Raw genomic sequence first — 21,113 nt, 5'->3', positions numbered from 1 at the left:
GCCGGTACCGAAATAGCATTAGTGTTAAATAAATTTTTAATACCCTAATTAAAACCATGAGTACAAAACTAAACCGATACAGCTACCTGGTTACCCAGGAAGAAACCAATCCGGCCGCTCAGGCCATGCTGCACGCCATTGGCTTAAACGATGCCGATTTGCAAAAAGCCCAGGTGGGTATTGTAAGTACCGGTTTCGACGGTAACCCTTGTAACATGCACCTGAACGACTTAGCCAAACTGGTTAAAAAGGGCGTTAACAGTACCGACGATGTATTGGGTTTAATATTTCATACGATTGGGGTAAGCGATGGCATTTCGATGGGAACGCCGGGTATGCGTTATTCTTTGCCTTCGCGGGATATTATTGCGGATTCTATTGAAACCGTGGTAAATGCCCAGAGCTACGATGGCGTAATTGCCGTAGTAGGCTGCGATAAAAATATGCCGGGTGCGCTTATTAGTTTTGCCCGTTTAAACCGCCCGGCCATCATGGTTTATGGTGGTACCATTGCTTCGGGTAATTACTGCGATGCCGCCGGTAAATTCACTGATAAAAGATTAGATATTGTTTCGGCGTTTGAAGCGCTCGGCGAAAAATATGCCGGTACTATTTCGCCGGAAGATTTCAAAGGCGTAATTGAACATGCGTGTCCGGGTGCCGGCGCGTGCGGTGGTATGTACACCGCCAACACCATGGCTTCCGCCGCCGAAGCATTAGGCATTGCTTTGCCTTATACTTCTTCTAACCCGGCAATCAGCACCGAAAAAAGCGAAGAATGCGTGCAGGCAGGTATTGCTATTCGGCAGTTGCTGGAGAAAGACATTAAACCGCTGGATATTTTAACCAAAAAGGCTTTCGAAAACGCCATGGTAGTGGTTACGGTTTTAGGTGGTTCTACCAATGCCGTACTGCACCTGCTGGCTATTGCCCGAACCGCTGGCGTAGATATTACCATCGATGATTTCCAGCGCATCAGCGATAAAACGCCTTTGCTGGCCGATATGAAGCCGAGTGGTAAATACCACATGGAGCAGGTACACAAAATTGGCGGTATTCCGGCCGTGATGAAAATGTTATGGAAAGCTGGTTTACTGCACGGCGATTGCTTAACCGTTACCGGTAAAACCATAGCCGAGAACCTGGAAAACGTGCCGGATATGGCCGAAGGGCAAGATGTAATTATGCCTTTAGATAAACCAATAAAAGAAACCGGACATATTCGCATTCTCTACGGCAACTTAGCGGAGCAAGGCGGCGTGGCTAAAATCACGGGTAAAGAAGGCGAAATATTTACCGGTACGGCTGTGGTGTTTGACGGGGAGTTTGAAGCCAACGACGGTATTCTAGCTGGTAAAGTAAAAGAAGGCGATGTTTTGGTAATCCGGTACGAAGGCCCGAAAGGCGGACCCGGTATGCCCGAAATGCTGAAACCTACTTCTTTAATTATGGGTGCTGGGTTAGGTAAATCAGTAGCTTTAATTACCGATGGCCGGTTCTCGGGTGGTACGCACGGCTTTGTGGTGGGTCATATTACGCCGGAAGCGCACGTGGGCGGCATGATTGGTTTGCTGCAGGATGGCGATAAAATTACCATTGATGCAGTTAATAACCGGTTAGAAGTAGAACTGAGTGAGGAGGAAATCGTTCGCCGCCGGGCTGCCTGGCAGGAGCGGCCTTTGCGCAAAACTTCCGGTATATTATATAAATATGCCAAAACGGTGTCATCGGCATCGGAAGGTTGTGTTACCGATAGATAATTTACTTCGCTGATAATCAGAAATAAGTAAAAAAATAATTCTTCGGGATGGAATAATTATCTTTGTAAGATGGTTGATTAAATAAACTTAAGGTTAAAAGTCATGAGTGTAGCAGTAGAAATTAAGGAAAAGGAACCGAAAACCGAGCCCAAAAAGATGCTCGTTACCGGCGCGCAAGGTGTGTTACTGTCGTTGCTGGAAGAAGGGGTCGATACTATTTTTGGATACCCGGGTGGCGCTATCATGCCCATCTACGATGCACTCTATGATTTCTCCGAACAACTAAAGCATTATCTGGTCCGGCACGAGCAGGGTGGGGCGCACGCGGCGCAGGGTTATGCCCGCATTACCGGCAAACCCGGTGTTTGTTTTGCCACTTCGGGCCCGGGTGCTACTAATTTAATTACCGGTATTGCCGATGCCCAGATAGATTCTACCCCGATGGTTTGTATTACCGGGCAGGTATTTTCGCACTTGTTGGGTACCGATGCTTTCCAGGAAACCGATGTACTAGGGGTAACCATGCCGGTTACCAAATGGAGTTATCAGGTTACCCGCGCCGAAGAAATTCCGGAAGCGATTGCCAAAGCATTTTACATTGCCACTTCCGGCCGGCCTGGTCCGGTACTGATAGATATTACCAAGGATGCGCAGAATGCCACTTTTGAGTTTAACTATAAAAAGTGGAAAAAAATTACCAGCTACATTCCGGTACCTAAGTTAAAGTTAGCCGAAGTAGAAGCGGCCGCCGAATTGATTAACCAGGCCAAAAAGCCATTTGTTATCTGGGGACAAGGCGTTCTGTTAAGCCATGCCGAAGAAGACTTTAAAGCTTTTATCGAGAAAGCGGGCTTACCGGCTGCCTGGACCATATTGGGGTTATCAGGACTGGAGACCGAACATCCTTTGAACGTGGGCATGTTGGGTATGCACGGCAATTACGGCCCTAACCTGAAAACAAACGAGTGCGATGTGCTGATTGCCATTGGTATGCGTTTCGACGACCGCGTAACCGGCGATCTAAAACGTTATGCCAAGCAGGCCAAAATTATTCATATTGAAATTGATCCGGCCGAAATAAACAAAAACGTACGGGTTGATGTAGCGGTAAACGCCGATGCCAAAGAAGCGTTGCAAGCCTTGTTGCCGCTGGTAGAACAGCGGGAGCATAAAGAATGGGTACAAAGCTTTTTCGATGCTTATAAAATAGAGTTCGATAAAGTCATTCGGGAACAACTGTACCCGAGCACACCCGGCTTGCAGATGGGTGAAGCCGTGCGGATAATTTCGGAGTTAACCGAAGGGAAAGCCGTTTTGGTAACCGACGTAGGGCAGCACCAGATGGTGGGGATGCGTTACTATAACTTTAAAGAAACCCGCAGCAATATTACCTCGGGTGGCTTGGGTACGATGGGCTTTTGTTTACCGGCTGCCATGGGGGCCAAAGTTGGTGCTCCCGACCGTCAGGTAATTGCGGTTATCGGCGACGGCGGGTTCCAGATGACGATCCAGGAATTGGGTTGTATTTTCCAGTACCAGATTGGGGTTAAGATTGTAATTCTGAACAACAACTTCTTAGGAATGGTACGCCAATGGCAGCAGCTTTTCCACCAGAAACGCTACTCGTTTACCGAAATGGTTAACCCTGATTTTGTGGGAATTGCCAAAGCTTACGGCATTGCCGGCAGCAAAGTAACCGAACGCGAATATTTGCAAGGACAAATTAAAGAAATGTTAGAGCACGATGGTCCTTACTTACTGGAAGTAGTAGTGGAGAAAGAAGAGAACGTGTTCCCGATGGTACCGGCCGGCGATTCAGTAGCTAATATCCGGTTAGATTAATAAGTACCTTTAATATTATAAATAATAAATAAGCACAAACAGCCGGTTTGTTAGAAGCTAAAAGTTAAGGGTTACAGGTAGCTAAAACTTGTAACCTTTAATACTAAACCTTTAACCCAACCCCGGCAACAGCCAGAAATATAACAGCAATGGATACAGCGCCCAATTATTCCGATTCAGAAGAAAGAAATTATACCATATTTGCCTTTACGGAAAACAAAGTAGGTCTGCTGAACCGGATAGTCATTATTTTTACCCGGCGACATATAAATATCGAAAGCTTAACGGCCTCTGAATCGGAGGTGCCGGGTGTTTACCGTTATACCATTATAATCCGGGCGCGTTACGAGCAGGTTGAAAAGCTGGTGAAGCAGATCTCCAAACAGGTAGATGTCCTGCGCGCTTCTTTTTACCCCGAAGACGAAACCGTATTTCAGGAAATGGCCCTGTATAAAATACCGATGACTTCGCTGATCAGTGGCCACGAGGTAGAAAAAATAGTGCGCGATAGCTACGCTCGTATTTTAACGGTAGACCCGCAATATATTATTATTGAGAAAACGGGCCACCTGGAAGAAACAAAAGCTTTATTTGAGCAGCTAAAGCCCTTTGGTATTCTGCAGTTCTCGCGTTCCGGCCGGGTAGCTATTACCAAGCACATGAAAGATCTCAGCACCTATTTAAGAGAACAAGCAGAAGCACACTTGTAGTAAACAGATTACTGCAATGCTGTTACCGTTACAATATTAAGCAAGGTTAGATCTGAATATTACTGGAAAGTAAACGGTAGCCGGGAAAACAAAAACTAAGGAAAAATCACTAATAAATAAAAAGTAAAACAATGGCAAAAATTAACTTCGGCGGAACAGAAGAAAACGTAGTAACCCGTGAAGAATTCCCACTTGACAAAGCCCGGGAAGTACTGAAAAACGAAACAATCGCAGTATTAGGTTACGGCGTGCAAGGTCCTGGCCAGGCATTAAACCTACGCGACAACGGTTTTAACGTAATTGTTGGCCAGCGTAAAGATTCTAAAACCTGGGAAAAAGCCCTGAAGGATGGCTGGGTAGAAGGTGAAACTTTGTTCGAGCTGGAAGAAGCTTGCGAACGCGGTACTATTCTGCAGTTCTTACTTTCTGATGCCGGACAAATTGCAGCTTGGCCAATGGTACAGAAAGCCCTGAAACCAGGTAAAACCCTTTACTTTTCACATGGTTTCGGTGTTACTTTCAGCGACCGTACCGGTATTGTGCCGTCTAAAGATGTAGATGTTATTTTAGTAGCGCCTAAAGGTTCTGGTACCAGCTTACGCCGCATGTTCCTGGAAGGAAAAGGTCTGAACTCCAGCTTTGCCATTTATCAGGATGCTTCTGGTAATGCTCGTGAAAAAGCGGTTGCCTTAGGTATTGGTGTTGGTTCTGGTTATTTATTCGAAACTGATTTCAAAAAAGAAGTTTATTCTGACTTAACCGGTGAGCGTGGTACTTTAATGGGTGCTTTAGCGGGTATCCTGGAAGCGCAATACAACCTGCTGCGCAAAAAAGGTCACTCGCCATCTGAGTCTTTCAATGAAACCGTAGAAGAATTAACCGAGAGCTTAATTCTATTAGTTGCCGAAAACGGTATGGACTGGATGTACGCCAACTGCTCTACCACTGCGCAGCGCGGTGCCTTAGACTGGAAAAACAAATTCCGCGATGCGGTAGCGCCTGTGTTCGAAGAACTGTACGAAAGCGTAGCTACCGGCGAAGAAGCTCAGCGCTCTATCGATACTAATAGCCAGCCAGATTACCGCGAGAAACTGGATGCGGAGTTAAAAGAATTGCGCGACTCAGAAATGTGGCAGGCAGGTGCGCAAGTGCGTAAACTGCGTCCGCAGAATAACTAATAATATAAAGTTTAAAGCTATGAGGCCACAGTAACAGAAGAATGAAACCCTATTCTGTTGCGGTGGTCTTTTAGTTTATTTAAAAAGATAATCAAATGTCAGAAGTAGTGCAGGCAGCTGTAAAAGATAAAGTAAGTGTAGCGGGCATACAAGCTGCCGAAGAAAGATTAAAGGAAGTAGTGGTGCGTACGCCACTTATCCGGAGTATGAATTTATCGGAGCGGTACGAAGCAAATATTTACCTGAAGCGGGAAGATTTACAGGTAGTACGTTCTTATAAATTACGCGGTGCCTATAATATAATGAAAAGCCTGACTGCGGACCAGTTACAAAATGGTGTAGTCTGTGCCAGTGCCGGTAATCATGCCCAGGGCGTAGCTTATTCGTGCCACTATATGGGTATTAAGGGGCATATTTTTATGCCAATCACCACACCCAACCAAAAAATTAAACAAGTACAATTATTTGGCCGCGAACACGCTGAGGTAGTACTGGTGGGCGATACTTTTGATGATTGTTATTACGAAGCGCTTAAGTTCTCAGAGCAGCATCAAATGGCGTTCATTCATCCTTTCGATAACCCCAAAGGAATTGAAGGGCAAGGCACTGTGGGCGTAGAGATTCTGGAAGACATGAAAGGGCCGGTAGATTTACTAATTGTACCAGTTGGCGGTGGCGGTCTGGCTGCCGGCGTTTCTACTTATTTTAAAGCGATGAGCCCTGAAACCAAAGTTGTGGGGGTGGAGCCGGCTGGTGCGCCTTCCATGAAAAAATCGCTGGAAGCCGGCCAGAAAGTAACCCTCGACCAGATCGATAAGTTTGTAGATGGAGCGGCGGTAAAATCGGTAGGGGATTTAACCTTCCAAATTTGCCGCGAAAACCTGGACGATATGCTAACCATACCCGAAGGTAAAATCTGTACCACCATTTTGCAGCTTTACAACGAAGAAGCCATTGTGGCCGAACCGGCTGGTGCTTTATCTATTGCGGCTTTAGACTTCTTTAAAGACGAAATAAAAGGCAAAAACGTGGTGTGCGTGGTAAGCGGCGGCAACAACGATATTACGCGTACCGAAGAAATTAAAGAGCGCTCGTTGCTGTACGAAGGCCTGAAGCATTATTTTATCGTAAACTTCCCGCAACGCGCCGGTGCCTTAAAGGAGTTCGTAAACGATATTTTGGGACCTACCGACGATATAACCCATTTTGAGTACACCAAGAAAAACAGCCGCGAAAAAGGCCCGGCCTTGGTAGGCATAGAACTAAAAAACCGCGACGATTTCCAAGCATTGGTAAAGCGAATGGCCGATCGTAACTTTAATTGCGAATACATTAACGACCGCCCAGAGTTTTATCACTTTATTATTTAAGTACCGAATCTAAAATTTTAGATTTGGCTAGCTGGCTAGCGCTTTTTAACTGCCAGCTTTGGTCTCCATAAAAGATTAGAATAATTAATAATATTCTATTAGCCCAGCGTTAATTTTAAACGTTGGGCTTTTTTGTTATTTTAAATTAATAGAGACAATATTCTTTATGGCTATAGAAGTGTCCACCCGAAAAGTTTAAGGATTATGCTGTCTGCATTATTGATGTACTAAAACTAGTAGGTTCTGGTATAGCCGCTAATTGCTTTACACGGTATTAGTTTAACCCGCCATTTTCAGTTAGTTGTTATTCAACTACACCCTCTGGAATTATTTAGTAAGTCTTAGTATAATGTAAATATGTTAATGTGTGTAAATTTCAAAAACTAGAATTAATGTCTATAAAATGGAAAATGTTATATTGGTAAATAATTGTGTTATGATTTAAAATATCAATAAGTATATATAGCTTCTACAATAAAATAATAAAATATGCTTGATTAAAGCTGTATAAGCGTATAATGATAACTATGTTAGATTTATTATTTGTACAAATTGTATAAGCTGTTATTAAATGTAATGATTCGGTATTGAAAAAGTAAAAAATGTATTTATAATCCTTAACAAAGTAGTTATTGTAATTTTTTAATAAAATTGCATATAGTTAAAATTTAATATTTACCTTTAAACCAGTTAAAACAACTAATAACGATTAAAGGAATATGTTTAAAATTCTGTTGGCAGAGGACGATAAATTTAACCAGAGTTTGGTAGCAAAAGTTACAACTGATTTTGGGTTTGACTTAGATATTGCCGAAGATGGACAAGCAGCAATAAATAAATTAATTCAGAACGAATATGATTTGGTACTAATGGATATAGAAATGCCAATAATGAATGGGTATGAAACCACTACCTATATTCGTTCTAAAATGGGTGCCAAAAGCAATATTCCTATTATAGTTGTTTCCTGTAAATCCGATTTAAGCGAAGCTGCAAAATGTATGTTGCTGGGGGCAAACTCATACATGTCTAAGCCATTCAATTCTAATGAACTTTTATCCGAAATAAACACCTTGTTTTTATAATAAGCTAAGCTGCAATCCTAAATTAATTGGTAATATTAAACAGGCACAAGCTAATATGCCTGCCAGTTAATTTGGGTTATGGTTTGCAAATTGGAGCTAGATAAAAGCTTCAAATTTTTTAGCAGTTTTAGTTTATACTTCGGTGCGCAGAATTTCCAGCGGCGATTTAATTAATACGCTGCGGCTGTTTAACAAGCCAATGGCTACTGTAAGTAAAGAAACAATGGCAAATACAGCCAGTGGTGGTCCTAAAGACGGGTTAAAAGGCGCTTCAAAGCTGAACCTGGCTAAGGCCCAACTAGCAGCCACCGATAATAAAATGCCGGTAGCAGCAGCTAAGGCACCCAAGAAGAAATATTCCAGCGCGGTTATGGTCAGGATTTGCCGCCGGTTGGCGCCTAAGGTACGCAGGAGTACGCTTTCCTGAATACGCTGGTACTTGCTGATGAGCACCGAAGCAATAAGTACGACCAAACCCGTGCTGATGCAGAAAGCGGCCATAAACTTAATAACAAAGGCGATTTTACCTAATATTTCATCGAGCGTAGCTAAAATAAGTGCCAGGTCAATTACCGAAACATTGGGAAAGGTGCGTACCAACGCCTGCTGAAAACGGGCTGAGACCTGGTTGGATGGTACGCGGGTTACCAGCACGTGAAATTGTGGTGCTTCTTCCAAAACACCTTTCGGGAAAACCACCAGGAAATTGGTTTGCACCCGGTTCCAATCTACTTTCCGGAAACTGCCTATAACTGTGGGTATTAAGGCTCCCTGCACATTAAACAGTAGTCTGTCACCAATTTTAGCATTCAAATTATCAGCGTAATTTTCGGCTACCGAAATATAGATGGTGTCGTTGGGTGAGTTAACCGTGCCACGCCATTTACCTTCGATAATTTTTTCTGAATCTACTAGTGTATCACGGTAAGTAACCCGGTATTCCCGATTGAAAACCCAAGGCCTTATTTCAGCGGTGCTGTCTGCTTTTATTTCTACGCCGGTGCGGCCATTTATTTCTTCCAGGCGCATGGTTACAATGGGCACCTGCTGTAGCAAAGGTAAGTTGTTTTGTTGGGCCATTTTGGCTACCTGATCGCGTTGGTTCGTCTGAATATCAAACAAAACCATGTTAGGCTGGTTGCCGCTCGCCGATAAACTAACCCTATCTATCAAGATGCCCTGCACAAAATAAAGCGTAGAAATAAAAGCGGTGCCTAAGCCGATAGAGACCAATAAAATTAAAGTTTGATTATTGGGCCGGTATAAATTAGCAAAACCCTGCCGCCACAGATAGCCCCAGGAATTGGGAATAGACCGGCGCATCAGCCACATTAAACCGTAGGCTACGGCGGTAAGTACCGCAAAACCCAATAATACGCCACCGGTAAAATATACCGCCTGGCGCCAGTTTTCCATTTGCAGCAAGCTAAAGCTTAAGACAAACAAAATAATGAGGCCGTACACCAGCCATTGCAGCGGATCGCGGCGAAAATTTACTTCTTCTAAAGAAAGCCGCAGCGTGTTCAGCGGTGAAATATTCCGGACCGAAACCAAAGGCAACAAGGCAAAAAGCAAAGAAATAATTACCCCTAAAGCAACGCCTTGTCCAATGGCGGCCCACGAAGTAGCCATGGTAATTTCAATGGGTAGAAAATCGCCGAGTACGGCGGGTAGAGCCCTTTGCACCAGGGTGCCCAAAGCCGCCCCAATGAGCGAACCTAATAAGCCGATGCCCACAATCTGGATTAAATAAATCAGGAAAGCTTGTTTGGCCTTAATGCCCAGGCAGCGTAAAACGGCTATGCTGGCTACTTTTTCGCGCATGTAAATATGAATGGCACTGGCCACACCAATACAGCCCAACAGCAAAGCAATAAAAGCTACTAAAGTTAAAAAGCGGGTTAAATCAGCGAAGGAACGGCCGGTATTTTCTTTAGTAGAGGCAATGGTATCTTGGTTAAGGCCTTCTTTATCCAGGCGAGGTTCTATGGCTTTGGATAGTTTTTCAGCATCAACGCCTTCGTCAAACTTATAATAATACCGGTAGTTAACGCGGCTGCCTTTTTGCACCAAGCCGGTTTGCTCTAAATATTGCAGCGGAATATAAACAGCCGGCGCCACGGTACTCGTAAGGCCAGTTTGGCCCGGCGCTTTGTTTAATATGCCGGCAATGGCAAAAGATAAATTTCCTATTCTGATAGAATCGCCCACGTGGGCATTAAACTGCAACATCAAGGTTTTATCTACCAGGGCTTTCCGGCTGTTCCGGAAATTCTGGTTAGCACTGGTGGGGGTGGTTTCGAGAGCCCCGTAATACGGATAAGCGCCCGCTAACGCTTTAACCTGTACCAAACGGGTACCCTGATTTTTAATGAAATAAATCATCGAAGCAAAACTCCGTTCCTGCGAGCGAGTAGTGCCTAACGAATCAATCATTTTTTGCAAAGCCGGGGCTGGAACCTGGTTGCTCGAAATAACCAAATCGGCTCCAAGTAAAGTTTTAGCCTGATTATCTATATCGTCGCGCAGGTTGTAGCCAAACGAATAAATGGCCACCAAGGCCGCAATACCCAGAATAATAGACGACACAAATAAAAACAAGCGCGAACGGTTTCGCCGGCTATCGCGCCAAGCCATTTTTAGCAGCCAGGGCAAGTTTAAAGGTGTCTTAAAAATAGTCCGGTCAATGTCCATGGTTTCGTTATTCGTTCCTCGTAGTTCGTTATTCGAGAATCTCTGGTGGTTAATTTCTAATTGATAGATGTTCCTGGAGCTAACTAACTCTTTCCTGTTTACTGTTAACTGATTACTGTTTCCTGATCACTGATAACTGTTCCCTGCCAACTGATCACTGTTAACCAATTCGTCGGAAGCAATGTGGCCGCCTTTAATCCGGATAATGCGTTGGGTCTTGGCTGCTAAATCAAGGTTGTGGGTTACCAATACCAAGGTAGTGCCGGCATCCTGGTTCAGATCAAATAATAATTTCTCTACTTTGTCGCTGGTTTCGGCATCCAGGTTACCGGTAGGTTCATCGGCAAATAATATTTTGGGTCGGTTAGAGAAAGCCCGTGCCAGCGATACCCGTTGCTGCTCGCCGCCCGAAAGTTGGGCCGGGTAATGGTGGTGCCGGTGCGCCAAGCCAACTTTATCGAGTAAGTCCAAGGCCTGGTTTTTAATATTTTTCTCGCCGCGTAGTTCTAACGGTACCATTACATTTTCGAGGGCCGTAAGCGTAGGTAATAGCTGAAAATTCTGGAAAATAAAACCCACGTACCGGTTGCGCACCTGAGCCCGCTGGTCTTCGCTGAGGTCATCGAGCCGGATGTTATTTAGTTCTACCGAACCGGAAGACGCCCGATCCAAGCCGGCACAAAGGCCTAATAAAGTAGTTTTGCCGCTGCCCGATGGCCCTACAATAGAAACGGCCGCGCCTTCTTCAATCGAAAAATTTATATCGGTTAATACGGCCAGTTCTTTGCCGCCGCTCCGGTAGGTTTTGCCCAGGTTCCGGATATCTAATATTGTCGCCACTTTGCTTTTGGGTTATGAAGGCGCTTTTGAATATATTGCCTCCCGGATGTTGTTTTATTACTATAATAAACTCTTAAGTACGAAAATTATTTTAATATCTAAACCCTTAACCCCGCTACCTTGTTTAAATAAACGCTGGTTTTATAATAATCAGGTAAAATAAATTTTATGCTTAAAAATATTATATACGCGTGGCTGTTTTCCGTACTGGTGCTGGCTGGCTGTAATTCCGATAGTAAAAATCAAGCGCAGGAAACTACAACAGCTGCAGAAAAAATAGTGGAAGAAAATAAAATAGCAGAAATGAAGACCATTTTGTTCTTCGGCAACAGCCTGACCGCCGGTTATGGCTTAGATCCGTCCGAAGCCTTTCCGGCATTAATTCAGCAGAAAATAGATTCGTTAAATTTGCTCTATAAAGTTATAAATGCGGGACTGAGCGGCGAAACTACCGCTGGCGGCAAAAACCGGATAGATTGGCTGTTGCGCCAAAAAATAGATGTATTTGTGCTGGAACTGGGGGCGAACGACGGTTTGCGCGGCATACCGGTTACCGAAACAGCCCGTAATTTGCAGATTATCGTGGATAAAGTAAAAGCCAAATATCCGGATGTAAAACTGGTGCTGGCCGGTATGGAAATTCCGCCCAATATGGGAGGCAAGTACGCGGCGGAGTTTAGGTTAATATTCCGGCAGATAGCAGAAAAAAATAATATGGCTTTTGTGCCTTTCCTGCTCGAAGGGGTAGGCGGGATGCGTGAGCTAAACCAGGGCGACGGCATTCATCCGACCGAAAAGGGCCACCGCATACTGGCCAAAAACGTTTGGGAAGTGCTTGAAGAAGTATTATAGAAGTTGATCTCCATAGAAATTTATATGAACTGACCAGCAGATTAAGCCAAGCTATTGCTCCAGTATTTTTTCAGAAAACATATCCATCAGATAAAATATTGTAATTCGGATTGATGATGATTTTAATTCCTGATTCGGCGAAGCATTATTCTATTTAGAGCTTGTTTAAATTTTGTTTTTGAGAGCGAAAAGGATAGGAATTACGTTCTGGCGAGACTCATTTTGAGGGGCATAGCAGCGCTACGTCCCGAAAAATAGGCGAAGTCAGGTTCCAATAGCAAGCCTTTGCAGCCCAAAGAACAAATTTTAAACATGCTCTTAAATATATTTAATTAGCCAAATTAAATCCGGACTAAAACAAAGGAAATAATGGTTTGTTAGCTTGTATACTATTAATGTAAAGCAGATTATTTAATTTTGATAAAATAAGCGAATAGTACATGGCTGATGCAATAATTCCGTTGAATGGGTACGAGGTAAAATATATTTCTGATGATGCTGCTTTCCAAGAGGCCATAGTGAAATTAGAAAAAGCCCCGACTCTGGCTTTTGATTTGGAATTTGACGATAACCGCTACACCTACGGCCTGACGCTTTGCCTGATTCAGGTAGCCGATTTAGATACCTGCTTTTTAATTGATCCTTTTGGTATAACCAGTTTAAAACCGCTCTGGAGAATTATCCAAGATCCGGCGGTGTTAAAAATATTCCATAGCGCCAGCAATGATATTTTGCTGCTAAAAAAATTGGGTTGCCAGCCTCGCAATATTTTGGATACCGAAATTGCTTCTAAAGTTCTGAATTACGGGCGCACTTCTTTTGCCAACATGATGGCCGCATTGTTTAATATTGAGATAGATAAATCGTACCAGGTAAGCAACTGGAATATTAGGCCGCTTTTTGAAGAGCAATTAAATTATGCCGCTGCCGATGTGGTGTATTTACACGCCCTGAAAGACCGTTTGCTCTCGCAGGTGGAGTTACTGAACCGCCTGGACTGGGTATGGGAAGAATGCCGTTTGCTGGAAGGAATAGAACAGAAAGGTCAAACCGACCGCTATCTGAAATTGCGCGGCGCCGATCGCCTGACTTATTTTGAATTATATATTCTAAAACACCTTTATGATTTCCGTGAGAGCCTGGCCATAAAATTAAACAAACCGTCCGGCTCGGTTATTCCGAACGAAGTACTGGTGAACCTGGTGCTAGAGCCGCTCACCGATTACCGAGATTGGCAAAACACCAAAGGCCTGATGGGGCGCATTAAAGACCATGCCCATTACAAACTATTTCAGAAAGCTTTCCAGGAGGCCCAGGAAGAAGCCCGCGATTTAAATATACCAATGGAAAGGCCGCCGCGTCCCCGTCGTCCGGATTACCTCGTTACCCGCGAAGAAGCCGAGCGCCGTAAAAGCCGCCTGCAGCCAATTCGGCTTAAAGTTATTGAAGAATATGGCGAATTTGCCGCCAGTCTTGTTTTTCCGCAGGGTTTGGTTAATGATTACGCCGAAGGTAAGCCCCTGGAAATCAAGAAAAAATATGCCCTACAGTTATTAACTCCGCTTATTCAGCCGTTTTTAGGCGAAGAAGTTTTATCTGGTAATTCTGCCAATCTCTCCGGTTCTCAACCAGAATAATTTATAGCTCTTTTTCAAATATAGTTTAAGCAATTTTTGGCATCAAGGGTGGTGTTATCATCGCCAATCTCAATGCTTCAGCTATGCCACTTGCTGGTGAAAACACGCCGCAAGGGCAGCGGTACCAGCTAATTTATAATTCCTAAACACCTTTCTCTTTACAAAATATAATATAAGTAACTTTTAACCGGGTTTGATTTGGCCTTTCTTGTTCGGCTTATAAGTTATTTTTATTGAACTTTACCTGGTTATAGTTATTGAATTATTTTGTGTACTGTACCGATATTTTATTTTATAAATTAAATTATTCCTAAATACATAGTTTAATTTATATATAAATAATCGCGGGTTATTGCAAAATAGTTAGATTAAATATACCCCTTTATGTGTGCCAGAATGCTTTATGGGGTATATATTAGATTTAAATGTAAAAAAATATACCCTTACGTTGAAGTTGTATATTTTGTTGTGCAGGCCTTGGTAAATATAATTTTTATTTCGGATATTTGGCTTCGATGAGAATTGTACTTAATTAAAGTAGCTCTAGGCGTGAAAGTTTTTGGTATAAATTTACTTTAAATTGTATTGGATGAAAAAAATTATACTCTGTCTGATACTTTCTTCTTTTATAGCAATGGCCGGAATGGCGCAGGTGCGGCCTGCGCTCGGGTCGGCTGCCCGTTTTACGGTGCTGGCCGGAACCGGGGTAACCAACGCCGGTAATACAGAGGTAGATGGTAACCTAGGCGTGGCACCGGCTAACAGCTTAACCGGTTTCCCGCCGGGCACCATTCGCGGGGGTACCCATCTGGGCAACAGTACCGCCATTACAGCCCAAACCGATTTGACCATTGCTTACAATACGGCAGCTACCCAAGCCGCTACCCAAAACCTGACTGGACAAAACCTGGGCGGAAAAACTTTGAAGCCGGGCGTTTATAAATTTAATGGTAATGCCGCTTTAACCGGTACCCTGAGCCTGGACAACGACGGCAACCCCGATGCGATATTTATTTTTCAGGTGGATGGCAATCTGCTGGCTTCGAACAGTGCTACCATCGACCTACTGGAATTGGCTAAGCCACGGATTGGCAATATTTTCTGGCAGGTAAATGGCAGTGTTACCATTGGCGCCGGTAGTTTCTTCCGGGGTACCATTATGGCCAATCAAACCATTAACATGGAAACCGGTGCTACCATTCAGGGCCGTTTACTGTCCCGGTCCGGCAATGTAAACCTGGTTAATAATATTATTACCATTCCTACAGATTTGGCCGTTACCAAGAGCAAGAGTCCGGGTGTTAAGTTTCCCGAGTTATACTCGGTTGGCGAAAATATTACCTTTACTATTACGGCCCGTAACCTGGGGCCGCTGGACCGAACCAATGTGCGGGTGAATGATGTTTTACCGGCCGGTTTAACTTATATTAGTTCCAGTACCACCAGCGGCACCGCTTACGATCCGGCAACCTCACTTTGGGTTATTAATAATTTACCCGTTGGAGTTACCGAAACACTCACCATTGTTACCCGCATTAATACCAGCCCTTCAGATTTTATCGTGAACAGCGCTACTATTGCCGGCGATGGGTTTGACGAAATAATTGAAAATAACAGTGCTACTATTAAAGTTTGCGTGGCGCCTTCCGATCCCGGCAATATTGCCGGACCGGTTTCGGTTTGCGTTAATAGTACCGGCAATACTTACAGCATTACCCCTATAGCTGGGGCCCGTTCTTATAACTGGACGGTACCAACCGGCTGGACGATTACCAGCGGGCAAAATACGGCATCTATTACCGTTACCGCTGGCAGCAGTGGCGGTCAAATTTCGGTTACCGCCGAAAATGTTTGTGCGGTAAGTACCGCTAGCCGGAAAGATATACAAGCTTCTAAATTATTGCCTCCTATGCCAGGCCCCATAACGGCCAACCCGGCTACGGCTAATGTTTGTGCCAATCAGTCAGGCTTTACGTATTCAATTGCGCCCGTTGCAGATGCTGCCTCCTATACCTGGACCGTACCGGCTGGTTGGACCATTACCGCCGGCCAGGGAACCACCACGATTACCGCTACAGCGGGCACTACTTCCGGTAATATTTCGGTAGCCGCCGTAAATGGTTGTGGCAGTAGCCAGCCCCGTACGTATGCCGTTTCTGTTTCTACTACACCACCGGCGCAACCCGCTGCGATTACCGGTAATTCCGGACCTTGTATTGGGGTAAGTACTACTTATTCGGTTACGGCCGTGAGCGGTGTAAACTCTTATAGTTGGACCGTACCCACCGGCTGGACCATTACCGGTGGACAAGGCACCAACACCATTACGGTAATAGCCGGCAATAACCCGGGAAATGTGGCTGTTACAGCGGCTAACGGTTGCGGCATTAGTACAGCGGCAAATCTGGCAGTTAGATCCATCACGAACACGGCGCCGGGTGATATTACCGGCATAACAGCACCGTGCGTTTCCAGCACCGGTAATAGTTACAGTGTGGAAGCCATACCGGGTGCCACCAGCTATACTTGGACGGTGCCCAATGGCTGGACCATTACGGAAGGACAGGGAACTACCAGAATTAAAGTTACCGCGGGAAGTAATGCTGGTAATGTTACAGTAACCGCTTTCAATGATTGCGGGCCTAGTGCCACCAAAAATTTTGCGGTAAGCCCCACCAACAAACCCGAAATACCCGGCGAAATAACCGGAACAACCAAACAACCTTGCGCTAGCCAGAGCAGCTTAACTTATTCTATTGCAGCCGTAGCGGGTGCTACCAGTTACGCCTGGACCGTACCGGCTGGCTGGACCATTACCGCCGGGCAGGGAACCACTACGATTACTGTTACGGCGGGTGTTACTTCCGGCAATATTGCGGTAGCCGCTGTAAATGGCTGTGGCAGCACGCAGCCCCGCACGTATGCCGTAATTGCTTCAACCGCACCGCCGGCACAACCCGCCGCCATTACTGGTAATTCCGGACCTTGTATTGGGGTAAGTGCAACTTATTCGGTTACGGCCATTAGTGGTGTAAATGCTTATAACTGGACGGTACCTACCGGCTGGACGATTACCAACGGACAAGGTACCAACACCATTACGGTAACTACTGGTAGTAATGCCGGTACTATTGCCGTTACAGCCGCTAATGGTTGCGGCATTAGTACGGCAACTAATCTGCCGGTAAACCCTATTACGAATACAATGCCAGGCAATATTACAGGTGCAACAGCACCTTGTGCAGCCAGCACCGGTAATAGTTACAGTGTGGAAGCCGTGCCGGGTGCCACCAGTTATACCTGGACGGTACCCGCCGGCTGGACAATTAACAGTGGCCAGGGTACTACTAATATTACGGTTACTGCTGGCAATAACCCTGGCAATGTTACGGTAACTGTGTTCAGCGATTGCGGCCCCAGTACCACCAAAAGTTTAGCGGTAAGCCCCACCAACAAACCCGAAATACCCGGCGAAATAACCGGAACAACCAAACAGCCTTGCGCCAGCCAGAGCAGCTTAACTTATTCCATTGCAGCCGTAGCGGGTGCTACCAGTTACGCCTGGACCGTACCGGCCGGCTGGTCGATTACGGCCGGGCAGGGAACCATTACGATTACTGTTACCGCGGGTGCTACTTCCGGCAATATTGCAGTAGCTGCCATAAATGGCTGTGGGGCGGGTATTGCTGCTACTTTAGCCGTTACGCCTAGTACTACCGTGCCTGCTGAGCCGCTTAGCATTATTGGTAAAGAAAATCCTTGCGTAAGCGAAACCAATGTAACCTACTCGGTAAATCCGGTAGCGGGTGCTACTGGTTATGCCTGGACCGTCCCGACCGGCTGGTCAATTATTGGTGGCCAGGGTACTGCCAGTATTACCGTAACTACCGGCAGCATTCCCGGTGAAATTACTGTAGCCGCAACAAATAATTGCGGACCTGGTTCTGCCAAAGCATTGCCGGTGGTTGCCTCCACGGCTCCCTCACCGGCTCCCGGGGCTATTACCGCCAGTCAGTTACAGCCTTGCTCCGGCGAAACCAATATTACCTACTCGGTTGCCGCGGTAAACCGGGCCACCAGTTATGCCTGGACGGTACCCGCCGGCTGGATTATTAACAGTGGTCAGGGCACAACGGCCATATCAGTAACAGCCGGTGAAACGTCCGGCAAAGTTACGGTAGCCGCCGTAAACGGCTGCGGTACCAGCGCAGCCAGCGAACTAAACGTAACGCCGGTATTAAGTGTGCCCATAGCGCCTATTGCTATAACAGGTACTTTTATTCCTTGTGCCGGACAAAATAACCTAACTTATTCCATTGCCGCCGTGGCCAATGCTAATGCTTATGTCTGGACGGTGCCGGTCGGCTGGAATATTGTATCCGGTCAGGGAACAACCAGTATAACGGTAATGGCCGGTACCCAGCCAGGTGATATTTCAGTAACAGCAAAAAACAATTGCGGCAGCAGTTCTGCTAAAATACAGGCAGTAAGTGTAAGTGCCATAGCGCCAGTTACACCTGGTGCCATAACGGGTAATACTAATTTATGTGCCGGCCAAACTGGTATTACCTATTCGGTGCTGCCGGTGGCCGGAGCTACCAGCTATAACTGGACGGTGCCAACGGGCTGGAATATTACCGCGGGCCAAGGTACGAATGCCATTGTAGTAAGCGCCGGTAATACGGCTGGGATTATTTCGGTAAGTACCACTAACAGTTGTGGCACCAGTACTCCGCGCGAAATTAATGTAGCGCCTACCAGCAATGCCCCGGCCAACCCAGGTGTTATTTCTAGCAGCAGCCTCGCGATTTGTGCGGGTCAAACCAATGTTACTTACTCAGTATTGCCGGTAGCCGGTGCTACTACTTACAACTGGTCGGTGCCGAGCGGCTGGAATATTACCGCCGGCCAGGGAACCAACAGCATTACCGTTACGGCAGGCAGCACTGCCGGTACCGTTTCGCTGATTGCTTTTAATAATTGCGGGGCTAGTCCGGCAGCAGCTTTAGCGGTAACCCCCGGCTCGTTGCCAACCGTACCCGTGGCTATTCTGGGTAGTATTGCCCCTTGCGCCACCAGTACCGGTAATACTTTCCGGATTGCTCCGGTACCAGGCGCTACTTCTTATATCTGGACGGTGCCAGCCGACTGGACGATTACGGCCGGTGCAGGAACAACAGCTATTACGGTTACCGCCGGTGCCGGTAAAGGCGCCATCACGGTGGCTGCCGTTAATGATTGCGGTACCAGCGTAGCGGCCAGTATTAATGTTGGGTCGGCTACTGGGGTACCGGGGTTACCAGGCATTATCTCGGGCAGCGGCAGCGTGTGCGCGGGTGTAGCTGACCTGACGTATGCGATTCAATCCGTTGAAAATGCTTCAAATTATATATGGTCGGTACCAGCGGGTTGGGCAATTACCGGCGGGCAAGGTACTTCTGCCATTACCGTAACAGCCAGCAGCAGCCCCGGCACCATCTCGGTTATTGCCGAAAACGGTTGTGGTTTCAGTACAGCTAGTATTTTACCAGTAGCGGTTACCGGCTCGGCGCCACCCATACCCTTGGCTATAAAAGGAACCACGCAAGTTTGTGCAAATCAGCATGAGGTAGAATATTCGATAGGTGCTGTAAACGGAGCTACTACTTATACCTGGACCGTACCAACCGGCTGGACGATTATTTCGGGTCAGGGAACTACGGCGGTTAAAGTAAAAACCGGTACAGTTTCCGGTAGCGTAAAGGTAGCGGCCGGTAATGGTTGCGGTGCCAGCACGGCGCAGGCTCTGGCAGTAGCTATTACCAATGCACCCGACCAGCCTTTAGCCATTTCGGGTATTCTGAACCAATGTGCGGGTACTACCGGCAGCCAGTATAAAATTGCTGCTGTGCCGGGTGCTACTGCTTACACCTGGACGGTTCCGGCCGACTGGCAAATAACGGCCGGACAAGGCACTACTACCATTACCGTAACCGCTGGTAAAGTATCCGGCGATATTTCGGTATCGGCAACCAACGATTGCGGTAACAGTAAGGCCAGTACCGTAGCGGTTACCTCGGCTACTACACCCTCACCGGCCCCCGGTCGCATCCGGACCAGCCAGGTATTGGCTTGCATTGGCCAGGAGAATATTACTTATACCATTGAGGCAATAGAAACTGCTACTGCTTACAACTGGGTTGTGCCTGCTGACTGGATTATTACGGCCGGACAGGGAACCACCAGTATTACGGTTGTTGCCGGGTCAAAAGCCGGCAGTGTTTCGGTAAAAGCGGTAAACGGTTGCGGCGAAAGCCAGGCCAGCAGTATTAGTGTAAATCCGAGCCAAACCCCGGCGGTAGAAGTAGGGGTGGTAACCGGCGAACCGGTGGTTTGTGACGGCACCAAAAATTTAATTTATGCCATCGAACCAGTGCCCGGCGCCCTTAATTACGCCTGGGAGGTACCAGCGGGTTGGGTAATAGTCAGTGGCCAGAACACCAATACCATTACGGTTACGGCCGGCAGCACCACCGGCAATATTTCAGTTACGGCGAGCAGTTCCTGCGCCACCAGTTTCCCGAGTACCCTCGCCGTAAAGGTAAATCCGGCACCGCAGGCCCTTGGCGAAATAAAAGAGGAAAGCAGTTCTTGTACCGGCTTATCTTACTCTGTGGCAGCCGTAAGCGGTGCTACCGGTTATACCTGGGAAGTGCCCACCGGCTGGACGGTTACCAGCGGCCAGGGAACAAACAATATTACCGTTACGGCCCCGGAAAACAGCGGCAAAGGCATTATTAAAGTTTCTTCTGTAACGGCCAGTTGCACCAGCGAACCGGTAACGTTAGAAGCCGACCCGAGCCGGGCCAAATCGAACCTGACCATCGCCAATGTGTTTTCGCCGAACGGCGATGGCACCAACGACAAGTGGGAGATACCGAATATCCTGAATTTCCCGGATAATGACCTGGTTATTATTAACCGCTGGGGTAACGAGGTGTATCGGGGCAAAAGCTACCAGAACAATTGGGACGGCGGTGGCCTGAGTGCCGGCACTTACTTTTATGTGTTAAACGTGAAGGAATGCGACGGCAACTACAAAACTTACAAAGGCTATGTAATGATTATGCGCTAAGATGTTTGGTATTAAGAAAGATAAAAAGCAG

General features: G+C 46.3%; 11 protein-coding genes. 9 read left to right on the top strand and 2 right to left on the bottom strand.

Annotated features, from left to right (window positions below; translation table 11 throughout):
* Positions 1–56 precede the first annotated feature (56 nt).
* From ilvD to AAE02nite_RS23940, 6 genes are all read left to right on the top strand, one after another.
* Positions 57–1,760 (top strand): dihydroxy-acid dehydratase, encoded by a 1,704-nt coding sequence (ilvD, locus tag AAE02nite_RS23965; protein WP_146904542.1) that lies wholly within the window; start codon positions 57–59, stop codon positions 1,758–1,760.
* Positions 1,761–1,862: 102 nt separating this feature from the next.
* Complete coding sequence (ilvB, locus tag AAE02nite_RS23960; protein WP_146904539.1) at positions 1,863–3,602, top strand: biosynthetic-type acetolactate synthase large subunit; 1,740 nt, start codon at positions 1,863–1,865, stop codon at positions 3,600–3,602.
* A 149-nt stretch (positions 3,603–3,751) separates the two neighbouring features.
* A complete protein-coding gene (gene ilvN / locus AAE02nite_RS23955; RefSeq protein WP_146904536.1) occupies positions 3,752–4,312 on the top strand; it encodes an acetolactate synthase small subunit in 561 nt (186 codons plus the stop codon).
* 131 nt (positions 4,313–4,443) lie between these two features.
* Positions 4,444–5,490, top strand: coding sequence for a ketol-acid reductoisomerase (ilvC, locus tag AAE02nite_RS23950; RefSeq protein ID WP_146904533.1), 1,047 nt, complete (start codon positions 4,444–4,446; stop codon positions 5,488–5,490).
* A 95-nt stretch (positions 5,491–5,585) separates the two neighbouring features.
* A complete protein-coding gene (ilvA, locus tag AAE02nite_RS23945; protein WP_146904531.1) occupies positions 5,586–6,860 on the top strand; it encodes a threonine ammonia-lyase IlvA in 1,275 nt (424 codons plus the stop codon).
* A gap of 719 nt (positions 6,861–7,579) precedes the next feature.
* Positions 7,580–7,945: a response regulator gene (locus tag AAE02nite_RS23940; protein ID WP_146904529.1), complete on the top strand. Its 366-nt coding sequence runs from the start codon at positions 7,580–7,582 to the stop codon at positions 7,943–7,945.
* 132 nt (positions 7,946–8,077) lie between these two features.
* On the opposite strand, the gene AAE02nite_RS23935 is transcribed toward AAE02nite_RS23940, so the two are convergent.
* Together AAE02nite_RS23935 and AAE02nite_RS23930 are read right to left on the bottom strand one after the other, a co-directional pair.
* Positions 8,078–10,639, bottom strand: a complete 2,562-nt coding sequence (locus AAE02nite_RS23935; RefSeq protein WP_246151236.1) for an ABC transporter permease — start codon at positions 10,637–10,639, stop codon at positions 8,078–8,080.
* Between the two features lie 126 nt (positions 10,640–10,765).
* Positions 10,766–11,479, bottom strand: coding sequence for an ABC transporter ATP-binding protein (locus AAE02nite_RS23930; protein ID WP_146904526.1), 714 nt, complete (start codon positions 11,477–11,479; stop codon positions 10,766–10,768).
* 168 nt (positions 11,480–11,647) lie between these two features.
* On the opposite strand from AAE02nite_RS23930, the gene AAE02nite_RS23925 reads away from it, so the two are divergent.
* The 3 genes from AAE02nite_RS23925 to AAE02nite_RS23915 all read left to right on the top strand — a co-directional run bounded on the left by AAE02nite_RS23925 (position 11,648) and on the right by AAE02nite_RS23915 (position 21,082).
* Positions 11,648–12,331 carry an arylesterase gene (locus AAE02nite_RS23925; protein WP_146904523.1) on the top strand — a complete coding sequence of 228 codons (684 nt, stop codon included), beginning with the start codon at positions 11,648–11,650 and terminating at the stop codon, positions 12,329–12,331.
* A gap of 440 nt (positions 12,332–12,771) precedes the next feature.
* Positions 12,772–13,968, top strand: a complete 1,197-nt coding sequence (locus AAE02nite_RS23920) for a ribonuclease D (protein ID WP_146904519.1) — start codon at positions 12,772–12,774, stop codon at positions 13,966–13,968.
* Between the two features lie 589 nt (positions 13,969–14,557).
* The gene (locus AAE02nite_RS23915; protein WP_146904516.1) at positions 14,558–21,082 is read left to right on the top strand and encodes a PKD-like domain-containing protein; all 6,525 of its coding nucleotides are present in this window, start codon (positions 14,558–14,560) and stop codon (positions 21,080–21,082) included.
* The last annotated feature ends 31 nt before the right edge of the window (positions 21,083–21,113 follow it).

The organism is Adhaeribacter aerolatus (assembly GCF_007991635.1).
GTDB classification, from domain to species: Bacteria; Bacteroidota; Bacteroidia; order Cytophagales; family Hymenobacteraceae; genus Adhaeribacter; species Adhaeribacter aerolatus.
Note: the sequence above shows the minus strand (reverse complement) of the source record. Positions and strands in the feature narration are given on the sequence as shown.